Genomic DNA, 23,809 nt, shown 5'->3' on the forward strand with positions numbered 1-23,809 from the left:
TCTTCTTTATCACATTTGTCATGTTTATCGCATTTATCATATTTATCTTCTTTATCACACTTATCGTGTTTATAATCTTTTTCAGGTTTTTTACACTCTTTATTCTTGTTTCTTTCCTCATCTAAATTATCTATAGTTTCAGTTATGTTTTGATGATCTTCTGGAATCCTATTTTGTTTATCTTCAACTTTAGATTCTATGTTCGCTTTAGGTTGAAGATCAATCTCATCCTTTTTTCGTTCAACTGATTCATCTTGTAATTTAGGTGCCTTTACTACTTCCTCTTCTTTAGCACTTGACTGAGTTATAGTTTTACTCGCTACACTTACACTCAAATTTTCTTTTTCCTTAGTTTGCAATGTTGTTTTATCAACGTATTTCTTAGAATCGACTTTTATAATCTTAAACCTTCTCCAATTATCAGCAGATTCTTCTCCATTCATAAACCCATGCATTACAAACTCTGTTTCATTATCTTTCGCCCTGCATATAGCAGCACCAGATATTTTTTCATAAGATATTCCAAGACCAGCTATGTTATTTACATAATATTCTTTACTAGTATCTCCCTTTCCGACTTCATTTATTGCTAAAGGTCCAATATCAATTAATTGTTTTAAATCCTTTTTACAACAGATAAGTACCATGGAGTAATTATCTTCTTGCCTAAGATTCTGAGCATAAAATGAGATTTTGCACTTATCGCCTTTGGCCTCCACCTTAGCATATCCAGACAAAGCTTTATCATTAGATTGAGAATATCCTCTCTCATCTTCTTGTAATATTATAAAGTTTCTATACAATTTGTTGTGTGCCAACCCTATATTCCCTCCACATATATTTATTCCATATAGTATATGTCTGGAAATTAGAATTATGATTTAGCTAACATTTTTCTATATTTTTATGATACATGCAACACTGAAAATCTAATGCAAATTAAAAGCAGAGAACGAATAATTCCGCAATTACTCATTCTCTACTTTTTAGTTTCTTATATCATATATAAAATCAGATAAAACTGCAAATTCCTCCAATGTTAGTGTTTCAGCCCTTCTCTTAGGATCAATTCCTGACTTTTCAAATGCTTCCTCTAATTTTTCTTTATCTACTCTTAATGTCTTCGCTGCATTCCACAAAGTTTTTCTTCTCATATTGAATCCTGCTCTTACAAGCTCAAACATAATCCCCATATCCTTAGTCTTCACTCTAGGTTTATCCAACCTATCTAATCTTATTACTATAGATTCAACTTTTGGCCTAGGAATAAAGCAAGTTGGTGATACTTTTCTTATTATATTTGTATCACAATAATACTGTACTAAAACAGATAATGCACCATATTCTTTACAATTAGGTTCAGCATTAATTCTTTCTGCAACTTCTTTCTGAATCATTATAGTTAATGATTTAAAGTTATATCCACCCTTTAGAAGTTTAACTATTATAGGTGTTGTAACATAATACGGAAGATTTGCTACAAGCTTAACACTTTTCTCATCTCCAATAAGTTCATTAAAATCCACTTTAAGTGCGTCCTTATGTATTAAACTAAAATTCTCATTTTCCCCCAACTCTTGCTCAAGTATTGGAATTAAATCGCTATCTAATTCTATAGATGTTACTTTTTTAGCTTTCATCAAAAGTTGAGCAGTTAGCGTTCCTACACCTGGTCCAATTTCTATAATAAAATCATCATTATTAACTTCTGCCCCATTAACTATATCATCGAGAACAGAATCGTCAACTAAGAAATTTTGTCCAAGGCTTTTTGAAAATTTAAAGTTATATTTCTTTACCAGTTCCTGAGTTTTTATATCTTTTAAATCCATTTATTTATTACCTACTTCCAGTTGTTTTTCTATTTCTTCTATAGCATTAGTAAATTCTTCTTTGGTTATTCCGTAATTATTTAATCTAGAAACCATTTGTGCAGCATTTCCATAACCTATACCTAATATTTTACCAAGCATAGTTCTTCTAATCTTTGAAGTATTATCTCCTGTAAGCTTAAAATAAAACATATCCTGCATAGTAAAAAATGCCTTTTTTTCTTCTTGTGTTATTTTTGCCATTTCAAGAGCTTTCAATATAACTTCTGGACATGCATTTTCTACTCCGATATCTCCATTTTTTAACCCATCTTCTTTTGTAATATATGCATGTTTTATTCCCTTAACTCTCTTTGCTATTATTCTTCTTATCTTTTCCCCTGCAAAATCTGGATCCGTTAATACAATTACACCTTTTCTTTTCTGGGCCTCCTGTATTCTTGCTATTACCTTTGCATTTATTCCAAATCCTCCTACAGCAATTATTTCTGCATCTATAGCTTTCTTTACAGCATCAACGTCATCTCTACCCTCAACGACTATTACTTCTTTTATCAATACATTACTTCCTTTCTTTCTTAATAATTACTTTATGCATTATATATCTATATTATAAAATAGCCCTTAATTATTTTATCTCATTTCTAATAATATGATAAAACACCTACAATTCAAAGAAAAAAATAGAGATAACATTTGTTATCTCTTAAAATAGCTTACCATTGCCCTGGGTAAGCAACTACTAATACATCAACTGATCTTCTTCCCCATGAATCACATTCATTTGACGAATTAAGGTATATGTCAATTCTATCGCCCTTTATAGCACCACCTGTATCTGATGCAATTGCATATCCATATCCATCTACATAAACCTTACTTCCTAATGGTATTACAGACGGATCGACTGCAATCGTACTCATACCACCTTGATTTCTAACAGGCGTTCTTCCTGTAGCTGTAGTAGAATGATTGCTATAAGCGGTTGCTGTGCAATTAATCTTTTTCTTATAAGTTACTCTGTCTCCACCTCTACTTGCGTACACTTGACCAGTTCCTTTGACCACAACTTCATTTTGTGGTTCTAATATGGTTTTAGTACTCTTTACATTACGAGAAATCTCTACTTCATCTTTATATATTATTTGATAAGTAATTTGTTTCTGACCATTAACTCCTTCACTCTTAACCTTCTGAACACTACTGTCCAAATTCTCATCTTTTTCTACAATTGTATCGAAGTTAATTGGCTGTTTCTCGGTGACATCTTTTGTTTCCACTTTGACAAGTTGGACACTTTCGTTACCCTCTAAATTAGACTCTAGGGATGGTAATACCTCATCCACATCTTTGTCAAATTCTATTCCTTGATCTTTTAATGTATTTTTCTCTGCATCCAGCATATCCTCAACCGTATCCTCTGCTGTTTGCACTTGTACTTCCATTCCACCAGCCTTAATTTCTACTGGAATAGCCTTTTTTACTTTAATAGTTTCTTTTTCAGATACTTTGGATTCCAAGGATGGTTGCACTTTATCTTTAGGCGATACTTCTATCCCATTTTCTTGCAACACACCTTTAACAGTCCCCTTGTACGTGACAAAAGTCGCTTCTTTACCGTCTATACTTATTACGAGCGTTTTTCTCATGCTCATTATAGTCACTGTTGTAACAACTACAAATGCTAACGCAATTGTTCCAATTATAATTTTTGCCTTCGGACCGTTAGAAAAACTTTGCCTAATAAATTGTCTCAATTTTTCTATCATTATTTTCCCTCCTTTGGCAAGAGTGTCTTTTGAATTATATATTAATATTCTAGACTTGTCAAATTAGTAAACTCTTGCAATATAATGAAGCATTGTGATAATGCACTCTGTGCATAAAATATAATATATAAAAATGATAGCGGTTTTTAATATTACTCCATTATAGAATTAAAAATTTATGATATTAAATTATAGAAACATTTATTAAACTTAATAGTAATTTCAGTTTAAGATTAGATTTGTTTTTATGTTGAATACAGAAATTATATTTAAAGTGTACAACTAATATTTTACCTTATTTTTCCTTTCTTATCAATCTAAAAAAATTCTCATTAAATCGCAAATTTGCCTCATAAGGGTCAATATTCTTAATCTCTGCTATCTTAGTTATTATATATTCAATATAATCTGATTTATTTCTCTTTCCTCTGTTTGGTTCAGGTGCCATGTATGGACAATCAGTTTCCACAAGTATTTTTTCTAAAGGGATTTCTCTAACTACCTCAACAACTTTTTTTGCGTTTTTAAAAGTAACAACACCTGTCACGCCTATATAATATCCTAGTTTTACACATTCCCTTGCAAATTCCACACTCCCTGAAAAGCAATGAACTACACCTGTAACATCTGGAAACTCTTTAATTATTTCTAATGTATCTTGATGTGCATCTCTATCATGAATAACAACTGGATAATTTAGTTCTTTCGCTAAATTCATTTGTCTCCTAAATACATCCTTCTGAATATCCTTCGATGGATTTTCATCCCAGTAGTAGTCTAATCCAATTTCTCCAATAGCCACTATCTTCTCATTATTCTTAATATAAGATTTAATTTCATCCACTGTATCGTTCTTCATCTCATCTGCATTCTCTGGATGTATTCCTAAAGCACCAAAAATAAAATCATGATCCTTAGTCAATCGGTCTGTTGTTTTTAAACTATCATATGATGCTGCGCAATTTAAGATTCCAATAACCCCATTTTCATTAATCTCATTTAACAAAGACTCTCTATCCTCATTAAAAGCTTCATCATCATAATGAGCATGGCTATCTATTATTTCAAATTTTTGATTCATAAACAAATATTCCTTTCCTTCTAAATATTGTTTCCAATTATTACATTCTGAAACCACTATATTTAAATTTAGTATCACTTACTCATACTTAGATAATAGCATAAAGTTTTTTACTTAGATCTCTTTATGGTAACTTTATTTAAAATTATGTAATCCAATATAAATATTCTAGAAACTTTAATTTATCAAAGTTTCTCTTAAACTATGATACAATACAAATTAAAATAAAAATAAATTCGTAAATACTAGTTAATTTCTACGAATTTATTATTTGACACCTAGATGACATATTCATGTACTAAAATTAAGATTGTAAAGTAGTTAAAGCATTATTATTTACCCCTTTTAATCATTTATTTAGAATGGTTAACTGAACGTCTCACTCCCCTAAGTGAGACGTTCTATTTTTTTGTAATTATCTTACGATACTACCTGTTGGAATTTCACCTGGATCCACTGCCTTTAATATACTATCGTCATCAGTTGCAGCACATAAAATCATTCCTTGTGATAATTCGCCTCTAAGTTTTACTGGCTTTAAGTTAGCAACTAAAACTACATTTTTACCTACTATTTCTTCTGGTTTATAGAACTTAGATATTCCAGAAACCACTTGTCTTTCTTCTCCACCTAAATCAACTTTTAATTTTAATAATTTCTTAGCTCCCTTTATTGGTTCACATGCTAATACTTTTACTACTCTTAAATCAACCTTTTCAAAATCATCTATTGTTATTTCTTCTTTTATAGGTGTAATTTCTCTCTTAGCTGGTGCTTGAGCAGCCTTTAAAGCTTCTAATTCTTCTAATTTCTTATCTACATCTATTCTTGGGAATAGGTTATCAGCTTTAACCATTTTAGTGCCTGGTTTTGTTCCATCAAATGATTTTAATGAATCCCATGAAGCTAATTCTGTATTTATTTGTTCATTAATTTTTCTCGCTGTATCTGGTAAAAATGCTGAGATCATTACTGACGCAAATCTAAGACTTTCAGATAAATTATAAAGAACTGTTCCAAGTCTAGCTTTTTTACTTTCATCTTTAGCTAATATCCATGGAGTTGTTTCATCTATATATTTATTTGCTCTTCTTATTAATTCAAAAACATATTCTAAAGCTTGTGGTATATTTAATTCGTTTATTGCCTCCTCAATTTTAGCTGGTGCTGATAATGCTAAATTTATTAACTCATCATCAATAGCTTCTTTTTCATCTTGAGCTGGCATTTCTCCACCAAAATATTTTTCAACCATTGCAACTGTTCTTGATAACAGATTACCTAAATCATTACAAAGATCTGAATTTATTTTCTTTATAAATATTTCATTATTAAATAATCCATCTGCTCCAAATGGAATTTCTTTTAATAAATAATATCTTACAGGGTCAACTCCAAATTCATCTACAAGAACAACTGGATCTACTACATTACCTTTAGATTTTGACATTTTTCCACCATCAACAAGTAGCCATCCATGACCAAAAACTTGCTTTGGAAGAGGTAAATCTAGCGCCATTAACATTATTGGCCAGTAAATAGTATGGAATCTTAAAATATCCTTTCCTATTAAATGTACATCTGCTGGCCAGTATTTATCATATAAATCTTTATTATCTTGGCCATATCCAAGCGCAGTAATATAGTTTGATAATGCATCAATCCAAACATATACAACATGGCTTTCATCAAAAGTTACAGGTACTCCCCAGTTAAAGCTTGTTCTTGAAACACAAAGATCCTGAAGACCTGGTCTTAAGAAATTATTTAGCATTTCATTTTTTCTTGATTCTGGTTGAATGAACTCTGGATGGTCTTCAATATATTTGATTAATTTATCAGCATACTTGCTCATCTTGAAGAAATATGCTTCTTCCTTTGATTTTTCAACTGGTCTTCCGCAATCAGGACAATTTCCGTTAACTAATTGTGTATCAGTCCAGAAAGATTCACAAGGTGTACAATACCACCCTTCATAAGAACTCTTATATATATCTCCTTGATCATATAATTTCTTAAATATGTCTTGAACAGCTTTAATGTGATAATCATCAGTAGTTCTGATGAACTTATCATAACTTATATTCATCATGCTCCAAAGATCTTTAATACCAGCAACAACTTCATCTACGTGTTGTTTTGGTGTTATTCCTTTTTCTTCAGCTATTCTTTGGATCTTTTGACCATGTTCATCTGTTCCTGTTAAGAACATTACATCATAACCTGTTAATCTCTTAAATCTTGCTAAAGCATCAGCAGCTACAGTTGTATAGGTATTACCTATATGAAGCTTTGTTGATGGATAATAAATTGGTGTCGTAATATAATATGTTTTTTTACAATCTGTACACATTATTTGTGTCCTCCTTATATTAAAGCAATTATTTATTGCTATTTTTCTATTATAATATTAATTTTTGCCTTCTATATATTGTATCATGACATCTCTAGCCCGCATTTTTTAAGCATATTCTTCAGAATATCAGAATATCAGAATATTAGAATATATATTCTTAAGATTATTGCCATATTTATGTCTTTATTTTCAAATCATCTTGCCGTTATCTTTTAGTCTACTCATAAGTATAACAAAATCGCAGGCGACTGTGGAGCCGGAGATTTTTTCACGCATCTGCCTTTTCGAACTCATGTGATAAAAATTTGGCAGGGGAATAAGATTTCTTTTTTATTCTTTTTAAAATACAAAAACTAGTCAATCAACCTTTTTTAAGTTATCTACAGATTTTATTCAAATATAAATTCCTAAAGAATAAAAAAATCTCTATATAAGTATTAAAACCTATATAGAGACGTATTATACGTGTTACCACTCTAATTCTTACTTACCTCACAGCAAATAACTTAGTAGGTGACCAACATCACCCTGCAATATAACGGTCGCTTCCGTATTTCCCTAACCAAATAACTTTGACTCAAGAAACATGCTCTGAGACCATCTTCATAAAATTCACAAACGCTAACTTTCAGCATACATTAGCTCTCTTATAGAATGATTCTTTTACTACTCTTCTCTTCATAGCAATTTATTTAATTAATACTAGTTTGTTTCAGAGATTATTTTATCTAAACTTTATAGATAAAATTTTTAACCTATAATATATATTAATCCCCAAATTATTTACATTATACTATTTGTTGCTCTTAAGTGCAATAACCTATTTATAATGTTTAAATTATATTTCCTTAGTTGATTCCTTAAGAAATTGTTTTTCGCTATCACTTAAGAATGGACTTAATTTATTATAAGTCTCTTTATGATAATTATTTAACCATTCTTTTTCATCCTCTGTCAGCAATTGAACATCAATTCCATCCAAGTCTATTGGACAATATGACATGGTTTCAAATTTATAAAATTCTCCAAACTCAGCATTTCTTTCGTCCTCAACAACTAGCATAATATTTTCTGTCCTTATTCCATGTTTGCCTTCTCTATATATTCCTGGCTCATTAGTTAATATCATTCCCGGTTCTAATTCTATTATATTCGGTACTGGCCTTATTGTTTGTGGACCTTCGTGAACGCTTAAGCAGAATCCAACCCCATGACCTGTTCCACATTTGTAGTCTATTCCTTCTTCCCATAAAACTCTTCTACTTAAAATATCTATATTGGATCCTGTAGTTCCTTTTAAAAATTTTGCTTTCATAAGGTTGATATGTGCTTTTAGAACCAGCGTAAAATCTCGTTTTTCTTCTTCAGTCAATTTACCTAAAACAATGCTACGTGTTATATCAGTAGTTCCATCAAAATATTGTCCACCGCTATCAACTAACAGTATTCCTTCTTTTTCTAACTTATATGCACTTTCCTCTGTTGCAGAATAATGCATCATTGCTGCATGTTCTTTATATCCTGCAATTGTTCCAAAACTTTCTTCAATAAATAAGTCTCCTTGACTTCTAAAATCATATAACTTTTCTGATAAGGTAATCTCTGTAATAGGTTCTTTATCTACCTTTTCCTTAATCCACTTAATAAATCTTACCATTGCAACACCGTCTTTGAGCTGACAACTTTTAAGATTTTCTATTTCCTTCTCGTTCTTTATAGATTTTAAATTTGTAGTTATATTCATTTCTTCTATTTTCTTTATTTCTTTATTAATCTGATTGCATATATACGCACTTATTTTACTTGGGTCTAATATAACACTATCTTGTACTTCTTTTATATCTTCAAATATATCCTCATAATTTTTTATTATTATGCCTTCTTTAGTTAATGTTTTTTCATCAGCAGATGATATCTTTTCCCTATCTATGTATAGCACAGCTTTCTCTTCATCAATTAATGCATATGCTAAAACTACTGGTGTATACTTTACATCATTTCCTCTAATATTAAAAATCCATGCTATATCATCTAATGATGATATTATATATGACTTTCCACATAGCTTCTTCATCTCATTTCTTACTTCTTGAATCTTTTCATTTGCAGTTTTTCCGCAATACTTTACTTCATGCAAAAAAACTTTTTCTTTGGGCATTTTAGGTTTGTCTTCCCATATTTCTTCAATTAAGTCTTTATTCATTACTATGTTTATATTTTTATTTTCTTTTATTTTTAGAATTTCTTTATATTGATTAACCGATAATACTCTCCCATCGAAACCTAAAGTTTGACCATCCATCATATTTTCCATCAACCACTCTTCTAAAGTCGGCCATCCAGGAATTCTCATTTTAAAAAGCTCTACTCCAGAATCTTTTAATTGTTCATTGGCTTGTATAAAGTATCTTCCATCTGTCCATAGCATTGCTTTTTCCATTCCTATCAATGCTGTTCCTGCTGAACCAGTAAATCCTGTTATATATGCTCTAGACTTAAAACATTCAGCCACATATTCACTTTGATGAAAATCTTCACTTGGCACTATATAATAATCTATATTGTCTTTTTTCATTATTTCTCTTAATTTTTGTATTCTTTCTGATACTCTCATATTTATTCCCTCTTTTAAATGAATTTTTTAAGAACGTCATAAGACCTAATAAGTAAACACATATATGTATCTTAATCTTATTAGGTTCTTATTTTTTGCAATAATATATTATTTCATGAATTCTTCGATTTCATCAATTTCCTTAATCATATTCTTAGTTAAAACTTCACATCCATCTTTAGTAACTAAAATATCATCTTCAATTCTTATGCCTATATTTTCTTCAGCTATATATATACCTGGTTCCACTGTAAATACCATTCCTTCTGCAAATGTGAATTCTCTACCAAGTATCCCCAAATCATGAGTATCTAGGCCTAAACTGTGACCTATTTTATGCCAATAATATCTGTTAACTTCTGATTTTTCTTTTATAAGCCCTAATCCAATACATTCTTGTGCAATTAAATCTTTAGCCCATACATTTAATTCTCTTGAATCCACTCCAGGCTTTATTCTTTCAATTACTGCTTTATTAGCTCTAAGTACAGCTTCATAAACTTCCTTTTGTCTTTGAGTGAACTTGCCACTTATAGGGAATGCCCTTGTTATATCTGCATTATATAAATTCCATTGAGCTCCAAGGTCAAATAGAATTAAATCTCCATCTTTTAACTCACTGTTATTATCTACATAATGAAGTATTGTTGCATTTTTTCCTGCTGCTGCTATTGTTCTAAAAGCATAATCTTTAACGCCTCTTGTTTTGCATTCAAAATCAAAATAAGCCTCGATTTCATATTCCTTCATTCCAGCCTTCACATTTTTCATTAAAGACTTTACACCTTCAATAGTTATTTCTATTGCTTTTCTCATTTCTTTTATTTCATTATCAGACTTAACCATTCTTAGAGGTGCAATTATACTTGTAAAATTCTTTATATTAATATGTGGATACTTACTAATAATCTCTTTTGCAAATCTATTTGATACAGAGTCACTTTCTTCAAACTCTTCTCTATCCAAATCTAGATACAAATTAAATTTTTCTTTTCCCTTTATTAATGCATTTAGATAAGAAGTAAACTCCTTCATATAAGATACATCATTTATTCCAGATATCTCTTTTCCCTCAAAATCTCTTAATGTTTTTCCACTCCACATTTCTTTATCCAAATCTAAATCTGTCAAAAATAACTTTTCACTTACTATATTATTATATTTAGATAATACAACCAAATGTCCGTCTTCTTGTATTCCTGTTAAGTAATAAAAATTCTTATCTGGAGTAAATTGATAGAATTCATCTCCAGTCTTTTTAGCTGGTTTACCTGCAAATAATATCATTACTGAATTATCTTCTACACTATTCATAAGTTTGCTTCTGTTTTCTATATAAGTATCTTTATTCATAATTTAGCCTCTTTTCTACTATTAAAATATATTCCTATGTTAATATAATACTCCAATGATTCTAACTAATAAATATTCTGACTAACAAATTTTATCAAATAATTCGACTTGTTATTTTAAAAACATATATTTACCATAAATATAGCCATAATTATTGCTGTTGCATCAGCAAATACTGCTGCCCATAAAGTATGCCTTATCTTCTTTACCTTAATTGCTCCAAAATACACTGTAATTGTATAAAATATAGTTTCTGTACTTCCCATTACAACTGACGCTATAAGACCTGTTCTCGTATCTGGTCCTAAACTTTTTATTATATCTGTAAACACACCAATCGCACCGCTTCCTGACAGTGGTTTTATTATTAGTAATGGTATTAGATCTTTAGGCAATCCTATAAAATTTGCAAGTGGAGCAATTAGATTATTTAGTAAATCCATTAATTTTGCTTCTCTAAATACTTGTACTGCAATTATCATAGCTAAAAGATATGGAAATATTCTTAAGGTTACCATCAATCCGTCCTTAGCGCCCTCTATAAACCATTCATAAACCTTTCTTCCTTTGAACATCCCATATGTTATTATAAGTAAAAATATTATTGGTATTATGCTTTTACTTAAGTAATTAAACATAATTCTATAATCCTCCTTGAAGCATTTCTAATTAAATTCTAGTGTTGAAATTTCTAAAAATATTTCTGTAATATCTTGCAGCATATTACTCCAACTATTGCAGCTGTTGCCGTTGATGCTATCGTTGGCAATATTATTATTCCAGGATTAACCGAATTACATGCTGCTCTTATAGATATTATCGTCGATGGTACTAACTGTATACATGTAGCATTTAAGACAAGAAAAAGCGCCATATCATTTGAAGCTGTTTCTTTATCTGAATTAAGCCTATCCATTTCTTCCATCGCCTTTATTCCAAAAGGTGTTGCTGCATTTGATAACCCCATCATATTAGCAGTAAGGTTCATAACAATAGCGCCTAAAGCTTTTTCATCCTTTGCAGCTTCTTTAAAAATTCTTTTAAGAATAGGCTTTAATAACTTTGATAATTTTTCGGTGAGTCCGCTATTTTCTGCAACTTTCATAACTCCACACCAAAAGCACATTATTCCTGTAAGTTCAATTATAAAGGTTACAGTGTTACCTGACGAACTAATTATTGCTTTGGAAATAAGCTCTCCATTTCCAGTCAATAATCCAACTAGAATTCCAAAAAATATTAGAAAAAACCAAATATAATTTATCATATTCTCCCCCATAGTATAGTTATTCTTTACATTTATATTCCTTGCACTTATTTTTTAGTAGTGATAGGATATAATTACTAAACATAATTATATTATTTTAAGGAGAATTTTTATGAACGATTCAAATTTAAAGATAGCTCAACAAGATGTAGAAGAGGCTCTAAAGACTGTAGAAGACATGGAAAAAGTTATAAGCAATGATGAACCGTCAAAAGAACAGTTAAAAGAAAAGTTTATTTGTTTATCAAACAGAGTTCAGAAATTAGAAGATATTCTAAAAAACGAAGGAATCCTTTAAATAAAATAGGTATGTCTCAAAATATTAAAAATTATATTGAGACATACCTATTCTTTTAATTTTCTAAAATAATCTTTTGTTCTTTTCTATTTCCCATTAAATCCTTTGATGTTTTAAAAAATACGATAAGTGTAATTATAACTGATAATATATCAGATGTTGCTCCTGCAATCCACACTCCATCTAATCCTTTAAACCTTGGAATTATTATAAGACACGGAATTAATATTATCACCTGTCTCAGTAAACTTAAAAACATCGATATTTTTACCCTTCCAATTGATTGAAAGTAATTCGTAATTATAATCTGTCCTCCTATAAATGGCAACATAATCAAAAATATTCTCATTCCATGCGCTGTCACCTCTATAAGTGATGATTCATTATTGAAAATCTTAACTAATGTCTCTGGAATTCCTTCAATTATTATAAATCCTATTACTACTATTATTGTAGCTGTGATGACTCCATACTTTACGGCTTGCTTAACTCTATCATATTTCCTTGCACCAAAATTATAACCTATTATAGGCTGAAGCCCTTGGTTTAATCCAAAAATCGGCATTAAAAATATCATCGCCAAACTGTTTACTATGGTCATTGCTCCTACAGCTAAGTCTCCACCATATGACTGTAATGAATTATTAGTTATTACTTGAACCGCGCTTTGTGCAAGCTGCATGCTAAAAGGACTAATTCCTATAGCAAAAATACTTAAAACTGCATTTTTCTCTAACTTTAAGTTTTTCTTTCTAATTTTAAGCACACTGGATCCTTTTGTAAAATAATGCAAAATCCATATACTACTTATTGTCTGTGCAACAACAGTTCCAAGGGCACCACCTTTAACACCAAGACCTAACCCAAATATAAATATTGGATCTAAGATTATGTTTATAATAGCACTCATCAACATAGAAGCCATTGCTATTTTAGGACTTCCATCGCTTCTAATGGAGTGATTCAAGCCAAAACTAATCATATTAAATATGCAGCCACTAATAATTACCCTTATAAAGTCTTCACCATAGCCTATAATATTTTCACTTGCTCCAAACGCTTTTAGAAGCGGATTAGCAAATATATGACCAAGTAATGTTAGTAGTATGCTTATTATTAGTATTAATGTAAATGCATTTCCTAGAAGTTTTTCAGCTCCTTCTTTATCATGCTCTCCAAGCTTTATTGATACTTTAGTTGCTGTACCAATTCCAACTAACATACCAAAAGCTAAAATTATAAACATTATTGGCATTGTTATTCCGACACCTGCCATGGCAAGTTCACCTATGCCTTCTATATGTCCAATAAATATTCTATCTATTATATTATATAATGTATTGACTAACATTCCTATAACGGCAGGAATTGAAAACTCAAGTAATAGTTTTCCTACACTTATTTCTCCTAATCTATTCTGCTTATTCATTAACATCCTCCTTATTAATTAAAGAACTCTTAGATAGCTTATTCAAAAGATTCATTAATTCTTGAGATTCCGCATCAGTAAAACATTTTCTAATTTTAGACTCCCATTCATTCATTATATAATATACATCATCTTTAATCTGTTCTGCTTTTTCGGTTAGTTCGAGTTTATAGGCACGCCTATCACTTTCCTTTTTTATTCTCCTTACATAACCTTCGTCCTCTAATTTTTTTATTGCTCTGGCTGTTGTAGCTTTATCTAATTTAACTTTCTCCGTTAATTCTTCTTGTGTTATACCATCATTTTTATAAAGATTTAACAGAAACAAGTATTGACCAGCACCTATTCCAAATTTACTAAATTTCTTGCCAAAATACATACAGCTGGCTCTGTGAATTTCACCAATATATTTTCCTATATGCTGATAGCAATCCATATTACTTCTCTCCTGTCTTAATCATGTTATTATAGTATTAACAATAATCTCATTTCATATCCAAATAATTACATACAAACTATATTATCACGAATTAGTTACATACGCAACTAATTATAGATTTTAAAAAATAGAAGACTACTCCAGAATAGCTTTAAGCTATCTTGAAGTAGTCTTCTATAAACATATATACTATGTTATAAAACTTGGTTCTTTTTCTATTAAATTGTACTTTCTCTTTCAACTAGTTGATGCTCTAAAACATAATGTGGCTCATCTAACTCTTTTTTATTTAAAAGTTTTATAAGCATTCTCATAGCAACAGATCCCATATCATAAGTCGGTTGAGAAATTGTTGTGATCTTTGGATAGAAAATTGAAGCTGCAAAATTATCATTAAATCCAATTACACTTACATCTTTCGGAATATCTAAGTTATTATCTCTTAGTCCATTAATTGCTCCCATTGCAATATCATCAGACGCACATACAACACCTCTAAATTTCTTATTTTGCTTTATGAATTTTTGTATGCCTTCATATCCACTCTTTACTTTCATTGAGCTTAGATAAACTAGTTCAGGATCTATTTCTATTCCTGATTCCTTCATTGCATTTTCATAGCCAATGTATCTATCACCCCAAGCATTTTTGCTCTCTTTTTCAGCTCCTATAAAAGCAATTTCTTTTATTCCCTTTTCAATTAATAACTTTGTACTATCGTAACTAGCTTTAACATTATCAATTGTTACACTTGGTAGAACTCCCTCTTTGTCCTTAGTTTCAACTAAAACAGTTTTTATATCTAATTCATTGATTAGTTCTAATATTTCTTCATTAAGAGAACTGCTCATATAAATTACACCATCAACCATTTTTTCTCTAAGTACCCTTAAGTATTCTTTTTCCTTTTCTATATCAAGGTCTGAATTACAAAGTATTATATTGTAATCGTATATATTTGAAACATCTTCAGCACCTCTTACAATTTCTGGGTAAAACTGGTTTGATATATCAGGAAGTAGAATCCCTATTGTCTTTGTTCTTTGAGTTTTTAAACTTCTTGCAACTATATTAGGTCTGTATCCAAGCTTCTTTATTGCATCTAAAACTTTTTTCTTAGTATCTTCGTTTACTACATCGATATCATTTAAAACTCTAGAAACGGTTGCAATTGATACTCCAGCTTCTTTTGCAACATCCTTAATAGAAGTAGCCATTATTATTCCTCCTTTGAATTTTTCTAGATAATCTCATTATACTAACATATTACCTTATAAATCAACATAACTTAAAATAAATTATTATTTTATTGTAAGTTTTGTCAAAAATCATAGTTTTTAATCTTAAATTTATAAACATATTAACTAATTTACAATCTTATATAAGAAATATATATCAAAATCATATAGAATATGTATATAGATACCAAAATGACTAGGAATTTTAATAAAATCTTTTATTCCTAGTCATTTTAGTTTTTATTTTACAACTTCAACATTCATATTTAATGTTTCGCTGTTTATAACTGTTTCTGAATAATTAGATTCTTGATTATAAAGAACTTCACAAGTTAAAGTTTCTTTCTTTATTGTTTGTTCAAATTTCTTAATAATATCAATTAACATCTCGTTATTTGATACATACAGATTTATTCTATCCGCAACTTCAAATCCTTTATCTTTTCTCATATTTTGAATCTTTGAAATAACTTCTCTTACATGCCCTTCCTCTTGAAGTTCTGGTGTTACAGTTGTATCTAAAACAACTCCAAGTTCACCTTCTCCAGCAAATGCATAACCTTCTAAACCTTGCATTGTAACTAAAAGATTCTCATTTGTAAGGACTATTTCTGTATCATTAACATTTATAGTCTCACTTCCACCATTTTGAATCTTTTGAGCTAATTCCATTTGGTTCTTTTCAGAAATTGCCTTTCTAATTTGAGGAATTAATTTTCCATACAACTTACCTATAACAGGTAGATTAGGCTTTATTTCAAAGTTAACATATTTTGAAAGATCTGCTCCAAGCTCAACCTTCTTGATATTTAATTCTTCCTTTACAATATCTCCATAATAATCTGGAAGAGATTTTGTTGATATAAGTAATTCAGAAAGTGGTTGCCTATTCTTAACATTTGCAGCATTTCTAGCACTTCTTCCAAGCTTAACAAGTGTATATGCTAAATCCATTTCTTTCTCTAATTCCTTATTTATTGCAGTCTTATCAACTTCTGGCCAAGTACATAAATGAATGCTTTCTTGAGCATTTTTATCAAGGTTAACAACTAAATTTTGGTAAATTTCTTCAGTCATAAAAGGTACAAATGGTGATGCCACCTTAATTAAATTTGTTAGTACCTTATATAAAGTTACATAAGCTCCTATCTTATCGTTTGTTAATTCTTGTGACCAGTATCTTGCCCTATTTCTTCTTACATACCAATTTGATAATTCATCAGTAAAGTCTTCAATAGCTAATGCTGCTTGAGTAATTTTATAAGTATTTAATCCATCATCAACTGTTTCGATTAATGTATTTAATTTAGATATTATCCATTTATCCATTATATTATCTGAAACGAAATCAGCATACTTAGTTGGATCAAAATTATCTATTTCTGCATATAAAACATAGAATGAATAAACGTTCCATAATGTTCCTAAGAACTTTCTTTGAGCTTCTGCAACATCATCAACAGAGAATCTTGTTGGAAGCCATGGTGCACTTGCAGTATAGAAGTGCCATCTTGTAGCATCCGCTCCTTGACTATTTAATACTTCAAAAGGATCTACTACATTTCCCTTATGTTTAGACATCTTAAGTCCCTTTTTATCCAAAACGTGACCTAATACTATACAATTTTCAAATGAATTTGTGTCAAATAAGCATGTTGAAATTGCAAGCAATGTATAGAACCAACCTCTTGTTTGGTCAACTGCTTCGGAAATAAATTGTGCTGGGAAATTCCTCTCGAAGGTTTCCTTGTTTTCAAATGGATAGTGCCATTGTGCAAAAGGCATTGATCCTGAATCAAACCAGCAATCTATAACTTCATGAGTTCTCTTCATTTCCTTACCGCAATGTGGACATTTTAATTTTATTCCATCTACATAAGGCTTATGTAGTTCAATTCCCTTACAATCTGTAGTTGCTTTTTCTTCTAGTTCTTCTCTACTACCAATACACTCTTGGTGACCACATTCGCATTGCCATATTGGAAGTGGTGTTCCCCAATATCTATCTCTTGAGATACCCCAATCAATAACATTTTCAAGGAACTTACCCATTCTTCCTGTTCTAGTGTTATCAGGATACCAATTTATTTTATTATTATTTTCAAGTAATTTATCTCTCATTTTAGTCATTGCAACAAACCAGCTATCTTTTGGATAGTATAAAAGTGGTGTATCACATCTCCAGCAATGTGGGTATGAGTGAGTATGCTTTTGTGCTTTAAATAATTGATTACGTTCTTCTAAATACTTAACAATACTTTCATCACACTTCTTAACAAACTTTCCTGCCCATGGAGTAACCTCGTCAACAAAATTACCATTTGTATCTACTAGATTTATAAATGCAATTCCGTTTTTCTTTGAAACAAGACTATCGTCTTCACCATAAGCTGGTGCAATGTGTACTATTCCTGTACCATCTGATAATGTTACATAATCTCCATGAATTACTACGAAAGCTTTTCCTTCAACTTTTGCAAAAGGTAATAATTGTTCGTATTCAGTACCTAGTAATTCTTCACCTTTAAATTCTTTAACTATTTCGTATTCAGTATCTCCTAAGACCTTACCTACTAAATCTTTAGCTAAGATATAAATTTCTTCTCCTACCTTTACTTCTGCATATGTATAAGATTTATTTATACATAATGCTAAGTTAGATGGCAAAGTCCATGGAGTTGTTGTCCACGCTAATATATATTTATTTTCTTCGCCTTTAACTTTAAACTTTACAGTTGCAGTTAAATCCTTAACATCCTTATATCCTTGAGCAACTTCATGAGATGATAGTGCTGTTCCACATCGTGGACAGTAAGGCATTACCTTGTGCCCTTTATACAATAATCCCTTATTCCACATTTGCTTTAAAGCCCACCATTCAGACTCAATATAGTTATCATGATATGTTACATATGGGTCATCCATGTCTACCCAGAATCCAATTTGTTCAGACATTTGTTTCCATAGACTTACATATGAAAATACGCTATCTTTACATTCATGAACAAATTTCTCTACACCAAAATCCTCTATTTGCTCTTTTCCTGAAATTCCAAGTTTCTTCTCTATTTCTAACTCTACTGGAAGCCCATGAGTATCCCATCCGGCTTTTCTAAGAACCTTATACCCTTTCATTACTTTATATCTTGGAATTATATCCTTCATAACTCTTGTCAAAATATGTCCAACATGTGGCTTTCCATTTGCCGTTGGTGGACCGTCATAAAAAGTAAAATATTCTCCATCTGAATTTGAATCAAAACTCTTTTTTATTATGTCTTTTTCTGTCCAAAGCTTTGCTATGTCTTTTTCAATTTTCACGGTACCTTTTGATGAATCTACCTTATTGTACATTAAAAATTCCCCTTTCAGCTGAGTAAATTATATTGTTCTCTTTAAGAATTGTTTCCTTATTGCATACTTTTCTAAACATAAAAAAACTCCATCCTAAAGGACGAAGTTGAATTCGCAAACCACCTAAGGTTAAAACATTTAAATACAAAATTAAATGTTTTATTTCAAGTACATACATACTCTATCCTTTAACGCAGGCTCTACGTGATAACTTATTCGGCATTAAACCTTTCAGCCTCCAACTCCTAGGTGATTTTCTCTAAGATCTATTATAACTTTACACCAACCAGCTACTCTCTAAAAATAATATCTAAGATACTTTTCCTAATCATCGTCTTTTATTTTAATAATTATATATTAATGATTTTTAAATGTCAATTCATGATCACCATTAATTGTATTTTTATTACTAATTAATGTAATAAAGTAATTGAATCCTAATTTCCTCAAATTAATGTGATGTCATTTTAGTAATTTTATAACTTAACTAAGATATAAATTTAAATATTTTCATGAATATAACTACATATTTGTTCATAAGTTGTATTATTGACAATACTATACTCTACTAATATAACAGTATCTTCTTAAAGGGGGAAATATATGTTTTGTAAGAATTGCGGACAACAAATAGATGATAACGCTGCCGTATGTATACATTGTGGTGTTGCTACTGGTAATAATCTATCTTCTAAAAATGCTTTAGACAATCCATCTCATCTAGCTGGAATTGCATCTTGCTGCTTTCCAGTAGTAGGCATAATCTTATACTTCTTATGGAAAGATGAAAAGCCTCAAAGTGCCAGCCTCGTATGTAAATGGATGATCGGTGGAATAATTGTCTGGATAATCTTTTATGTTCTAGCTTTTGTATTCGGAATACTAGGAAGCTTATCGTCATACTAAATTAAATGTTTAGTCGTAAAAAAGTTTTAAACTATATGTTTTTCTGCCATCAGTTACCTGAAAGATCATTCTTTTTTAGAGGTTATCAGTTTCCACTATGTGCACGATGCACAGGAATATTACTAGGATACATTCTCGGGCTCACATACGTAATATTATCTAAGAACATTCATATAATTATAGAATTGTTACTAATGATCCCTCTTTTAATTGATGGATTTGGTCAATATCTCATGTACTTTAAGAGTACTAATACAAGGAGATTAATTACCGGAATCTTAGCAGGCATATCAACTATATGTTTATTTAGGTTGGCAATAGTTTTAGGCCTTCAATCTGGGCATTGGTTTTATAATTTTATTCATATATAACCGTACTAATTTATTATTACAGTTATAATAATACTAATATAAAACATAGCTATCTAAATCTGATATTCTCAATGATTTAGATAGCTTTACATTTTTGTATAAAATAACTTTATAGACCTTTTAGCAATTAAATAACTTTTCTCAGTATTATCTTATTTAATTATTTTAGGAATCAATAATATAAATTCAGATCCGACCCCATATTCTGAATTTACTTTTAACTTAATACCAAAATTCTTTGAGATGGATTTCAATAGACTAAGACCAATTCCTGTTCCATTAATATTTTGTCCTCTAACTATATCGCTTCGATAAAATCTATCAAATATTCGCTTTTGTTCATCTTTCTTAATACCTATTCCGTTATCTATAATCATGATCTTAATATGCTTATTTACATCCTCAATAACAAGGTTTATTTCACCATCTTCACCTGTATATTTAAATGCATTTTCGATTAATATTATAATTGCTCTCTTTATCTTATCATAATCCCACTGAACTGATATTTCTTCTTCTGGCTTAGCAACTTTAAATATTTTCTCCTTAATTTCTGCTAAATCAAAATAAAATTCGCTTATATCATTAATTAAATCATTTAATTTAAATTTTGTTATATTTATAGACAAGTCTAGATCTTCTTTAGATAATAATAACAAATCGCTATTCAACTTCTCTAGCCCCCTAACTTCACTCATCATCTTTGAAATATGCTCAAAATGATCATCTATAGTATCTCCCCAAGAGTGGGCTAATAGCTCTAACTTACCCTTTATTACAGCTAACGGTGTTCTCATTTCATGAGAAGCATCTTGAACAAAATAAACTTGCTTTTCATAGGCTTCCCTAACTGGCCTTATGACTTTTGTTGAAAGATAAGCCGAAAGAATTATTGCAATTATAATTAGTATTATAAGACTTACTGCTATCGAATATCTCAATCTATTTATAGAATTTACTTCTGAATCAATATTAGCAATAACTTGTATCTTATAATCACCACTACTAATAACAATTTCTCTAAAGTTATAGCCATTATTTATTACCGTAACCACTTCATTTTTCGCATCATTTGAAATTGTTGGCAGATTATCTTTACTAAAATATAAATTTCTACTCATTGTTTCAAACTCATTGTTTTTATACACAATAACAATAAGATTTGGAGGTATATGCTTAGGCTTTGAATCTAATTTTCCATCAAAATTCTCTGGTCTATGTGAATTTTCTCCTACATCTGGATTTTTAAATTCATCTTTATGTAAATCTCCATCTAAATTATGCCTATCTTCATTAAAAATATATTCATAGTAATTTGGATTAAATTGTTCCTTAGTTAAAATCTCTTTCTGCTCTAAAAGCTGATGATCTATAACATCTAGTACTCTAGACGAGTATAATACCTGTGTTATTATTGCAAATACTATTAAGCACCCAAAAACTATACTTGTACTCGTAGCTATGATTTTCTTCTTTGTAGATAAAAATATATCTTTCTTCATACATTAATCCTCTATACTTTCATCCAACAAATATCCCATTCCTCTTTTAGTTATAAGATACTTTCCATACCCAAAAGTTCCTAACTGTTTTCTTAATCTGCTTATATAAACCTCAATTATTTCTGTTGCCGCATCACTATTATATCCGCATACATTATCAAATATTTGTTCCTTAAATAGTAATACACCTTTATTTATAACCATATACTCTAATAGCTTATATAGCTTTTCATTTAATTCCAATTCATTTGTACTTATATATACCTTTTTCACTTTCATATCGATTTGCATATCTTTGAACTCAAGAAGATTAGCTCTTTTAACTTTACCCATGCTCTTTAGAATTGAATTAATTCGTGCTTTCAACTCCTCCATAAAGAAGGGTTTAGTTAGATAATCATTTGCTCCTAAACTAAAAGCTTTAAGCTTATCACCAAGCTCTTCTTTTGCTGTTAGTATAATCACACCTGTATTTAAACAATTTTTAGATATATGACTCAAAACACTCATTCCACTTACTTCTGGCAACATAAGATCTAATATAACAATATCATAGTTATAACTGCTTAAACATTCCATTGCATCTGACCCATTATACACTGCTTTAATTTCTAACTCATCTCTAAAGTATTCAACTATATTTTGACTTATTTCTATATTATCTTCCACAAGTAACACCTTTATCATTATTTTCACTCCAAACCAAATATTTAAAATAAAGTTCCTATAATTAATTTTTTAAACTCAGCCTAATTATATACTAGTTTTCTTAACACTCGCTTAATTTGTTTAAGACGATATTAATATAATAATAAAAATTATTATTTAATATAGGATATTTTTTTATAATTATTGTTATAATATTAATTAACTATACTTTTATTTTAGATTATAAAATGTATAATTAAGATAAAGTTAGTTTTTCAATTAACTTAAAAAATGTTTTTAGGAGATACTATTATGGAAAATAATTTGAATGAAGCAATTTTAGATAAATTAACAAAAACTTGCACTTGTAAGGCAATACCTAGATCAAAAATTAAAGAGGCCATTAGAAATGGTGCTTCTACTATAAAAGAGGTCCAAAAAGCTACTGGGGCAGGCAGTGGTTCATGCGGAGGTAGAAATTGTTCTCCGCGAATAAATGATTTACTAAAGCAATCAAGAGAAAACATATAATCATTAAACTTTTACTCATAGTAAATTAGAAAAGCAAAACACATACAGATTAAATAAATCATGTATGTGTTTTGCTTTTAATTATAATCTTAAACAGTTTTTCATTCACAAGTTATTTTTCCATCCTTATATTCTGGAACTATATCTATGATGCTTTTTTTTATGCAATATTCAATATCATTATTTAATCCTAAGGATTTCATTACTGAATAGTGAGATGCTTCTCGTACATAGCTTAAGATATTTATATTTTTTTTATATATCATACAGGCTGTCTTTGCTATATCTGTTAACTCTATATTTCTATTAACATCTAGCATTTGATTAATTATATATCCACTACAAATAAAATCATCCATTGAGAAGTTTCCATTTGTTCCTGCATTAATAATAACCACATCATCATTTATATCAATCAACCTTTTCGCCACTGATTCTCCATTTATCATAGCTCCTATAAAAACTCTTTTAGCCTCAACTGACTTTGTTAAAGCTCTTGTTCCATTTGTTGTAGTCATAAGCACTATTTTATCTTCGACTTTTTCTTTTGTATATTCTAATGGTGAATTTGATAGATCAAAGCCGTCAATTTTAACAGCTTTTCTCTCTCCACCTAAAATATAATTCTCTCTACTAAGTTTCTTTGCATATTCCAGTGTTTCCTCAATAGTCAAATAGGGAATAACTGCTCTTCCCCCGTTATCTAGTGCTGTAATAATTACAGAGGTAGCTCTAAATATATCAATTATAACTGCAATCTTATCCTTTACTCTACTTTCAACTATATCATCTGCTGAGATTATAATATCTATTTTCATTTT

The 23,809-nt window shown here is 29.8% G+C and carries 20 protein-coding genes, 1 pseudogene and 2 other annotated features; of the genes and pseudogenes, 4 read left to right on the forward strand and 17 right to left on the reverse strand.

Annotated elements, in window-relative coordinates; genetic code table 11:
* From T483_RS29920 to T483_RS0127405, 10 genes and pseudogenes are all read right to left on the reverse strand, one after another.
* Nucleotides 1–818: pseudogene (locus T483_RS29920) on the reverse strand (hypothetical protein); the annotation flags it as partial.
* Between the two features lie 168 nt (nt 819–986).
* Nucleotides 987–1,832, reverse strand: a complete 846-nt coding sequence (gene rsmA, locus T483_RS0127365; RefSeq protein ID WP_026889689.1) for a 16S rRNA (adenine(1518)-N(6)/adenine(1519)-N(6))-dimethyltransferase RsmA — start codon at nt 1,830–1,832, stop codon at nt 987–989.
* Nucleotides 1,833–2,390: a ribonuclease M5 gene (gene rnmV, locus T483_RS0127370; RefSeq protein WP_026889690.1), complete on the reverse strand. Its 558-nt coding sequence runs from the start codon at nt 2,388–2,390 to the stop codon at nt 1,833–1,835.
* Between the two features lie 158 nt (nt 2,391–2,548).
* Complete coding sequence (locus T483_RS0127375; RefSeq protein ID WP_026889691.1) at nt 2,549–3,601, reverse strand: 3D domain-containing protein; 1,053 nt, start codon at nt 3,599–3,601, stop codon at nt 2,549–2,551.
* Nucleotides 3,602–3,896: 295 nt separating this feature from the next.
* Nucleotides 3,897–4,682: a TatD family hydrolase gene (locus tag T483_RS0127380; protein WP_026889692.1), complete on the reverse strand. Its 786-nt coding sequence runs from the start codon at nt 4,680–4,682 to the stop codon at nt 3,897–3,899.
* Between the two features lie 415 nt (nt 4,683–5,097).
* The gene (metG, locus tag T483_RS0127385) at nt 5,098–7,035 is read right to left on the reverse strand and encodes a methionine--tRNA ligase (protein ID WP_026889693.1); all 1,938 of its coding nucleotides are present in this window, start codon (nt 7,033–7,035) and stop codon (nt 5,098–5,100) included.
* 450 nt (nt 7,036–7,485) lie between these two features.
* Nucleotides 7,486–7,729 (reverse strand) — a binding site (T-box leader).
* Between the two features lie 147 nt (nt 7,730–7,876).
* Nucleotides 7,877–9,652, reverse strand: coding sequence for an aminopeptidase P family protein (locus tag T483_RS0127390; protein ID WP_026889694.1), 1,776 nt, complete (start codon nt 9,650–9,652; stop codon nt 7,877–7,879).
* Nucleotides 9,653–9,760: 108 nt separating this feature from the next.
* Nucleotides 9,761–11,005 carry an aminopeptidase P family protein gene (locus tag T483_RS0127395; RefSeq protein WP_026889695.1) on the reverse strand — a complete coding sequence of 415 codons (1,245 nt, stop codon included), beginning with the start codon at nt 11,003–11,005 and terminating at the stop codon, nt 9,761–9,763.
* 116 nt (nt 11,006–11,121) lie between these two features.
* Complete coding sequence (locus tag T483_RS0127400) at nt 11,122–11,643, reverse strand: spore maturation protein (protein WP_026889696.1); 522 nt, start codon at nt 11,641–11,643, stop codon at nt 11,122–11,124.
* 53 nt (nt 11,644–11,696) lie between these two features.
* Nucleotides 11,697–12,272, reverse strand: coding sequence for a nucleoside recognition domain-containing protein (locus tag T483_RS0127405; RefSeq protein WP_017209530.1), 576 nt, complete (start codon nt 12,270–12,272; stop codon nt 11,697–11,699).
* Nucleotides 12,273–12,384: 112 nt separating this feature from the next.
* Between T483_RS0127405 and T483_RS0127410 the strand changes: the two genes are divergently transcribed.
* Nucleotides 12,385–12,570, forward strand: a complete 186-nt coding sequence (locus tag T483_RS0127410) for a hypothetical protein (protein ID WP_011967415.1) — start codon at nt 12,385–12,387, stop codon at nt 12,568–12,570.
* 55 nt (nt 12,571–12,625) lie between these two features.
* On the opposite strand, the gene T483_RS0127415 is transcribed toward T483_RS0127410, so the two are convergent.
* The 4 genes from T483_RS0127415 to ileS form a co-directional block, all read right to left on the reverse strand.
* Nucleotides 12,626–13,999 (reverse strand): MATE family efflux transporter, encoded by a 1,374-nt coding sequence (locus T483_RS0127415; RefSeq protein WP_026889697.1) that lies wholly within the window; start codon nt 13,997–13,999, stop codon nt 12,626–12,628.
* Nucleotides 13,992–14,435 (reverse strand): MarR family winged helix-turn-helix transcriptional regulator, encoded by a 444-nt coding sequence (locus tag T483_RS0127420; RefSeq protein WP_026889698.1) that lies wholly within the window; start codon nt 14,433–14,435, stop codon nt 13,992–13,994. Before T483_RS0127420 ends, T483_RS0127415 begins: the two co-directional genes overlap by 8 nt.
* 221 nt (nt 14,436–14,656) lie before the next feature.
* Entirely contained in the window at nt 14,657–15,655 is a 999-nt protein-coding gene (locus T483_RS0127425) for a LacI family DNA-binding transcriptional regulator (protein WP_026889699.1), read from the reverse strand.
* A 261-nt stretch (nt 15,656–15,916) separates the two neighbouring features.
* Nucleotides 15,917–19,030, reverse strand: a complete 3,114-nt coding sequence (gene ileS, locus T483_RS0127430) for an isoleucine--tRNA ligase (protein ID WP_026889700.1) — start codon at nt 19,028–19,030, stop codon at nt 15,917–15,919.
* 93 nt (nt 19,031–19,123) lie between these two features.
* Nucleotides 19,124–19,371: a binding site (T-box leader), on the reverse strand.
* Nucleotides 19,372–19,633: 262 nt separating this feature from the next.
* On the opposite strand from ileS, the gene T483_RS0127440 reads away from it, so the two are divergent.
* Together T483_RS0127440 and T483_RS30780 are read left to right on the forward strand one after the other, a co-directional pair.
* The gene (locus tag T483_RS0127440) at nt 19,634–19,936 is read left to right on the forward strand and encodes a zinc-ribbon domain-containing protein (RefSeq protein WP_026889702.1); all 303 of its coding nucleotides are present in this window, start codon (nt 19,634–19,636) and stop codon (nt 19,934–19,936) included.
* A gap of 35 nt (nt 19,937–19,971) precedes the next feature.
* Nucleotides 19,972–20,307 (forward strand): DUF2085 domain-containing protein, encoded by a 336-nt coding sequence (locus T483_RS30780; RefSeq protein WP_347460442.1) that lies wholly within the window; start codon nt 19,972–19,974, stop codon nt 20,305–20,307.
* A gap of 152 nt (nt 20,308–20,459) precedes the next feature.
* On the opposite strand, the gene T483_RS0127445 is transcribed toward T483_RS30780, so the two are convergent.
* Together T483_RS0127445 and T483_RS0127450 are read right to left on the reverse strand one after the other, a co-directional pair.
* On the reverse strand, nt 20,460–21,809 hold the full coding sequence (locus tag T483_RS0127445; protein ID WP_026889703.1) for a sensor histidine kinase: 1,350 nt from the start codon (nt 21,807–21,809) through the stop codon (nt 20,460–20,462).
* 3 nt (nt 21,810–21,812) lie between these two features.
* Nucleotides 21,813–22,496, reverse strand: a complete 684-nt coding sequence (locus T483_RS0127450; RefSeq protein WP_026889704.1) for a response regulator transcription factor — start codon at nt 22,494–22,496, stop codon at nt 21,813–21,815.
* A 273-nt stretch (nt 22,497–22,769) separates the two neighbouring features.
* Between T483_RS0127450 and T483_RS0127455 the strand changes: the two genes are divergently transcribed.
* Complete coding sequence (locus T483_RS0127455; RefSeq protein ID WP_026889705.1) at nt 22,770–22,988, forward strand: (2Fe-2S)-binding protein; 219 nt, start codon at nt 22,770–22,772, stop codon at nt 22,986–22,988.
* 101 nt (nt 22,989–23,089) lie between these two features.
* Here the strand turns inward: T483_RS0127455 and T483_RS0127460 are convergent, their stop codons facing one another.
* A complete protein-coding gene (locus T483_RS0127460) occupies nt 23,090–23,806 on the reverse strand; it encodes a 2-phosphosulfolactate phosphatase family protein (RefSeq protein WP_026889706.1) in 717 nt (238 codons plus the stop codon).
* Nucleotides 23,807–23,809: the final 3 nt, after the last annotated feature.

The sequence above is a fragment of the Clostridium beijerinckii HUN142 genome (genome assembly GCF_000621745.1).
Lineage (GTDB): Bacteria > Bacillota > Clostridia > Clostridiales > Clostridiaceae > Clostridium > Clostridium beijerinckii_A.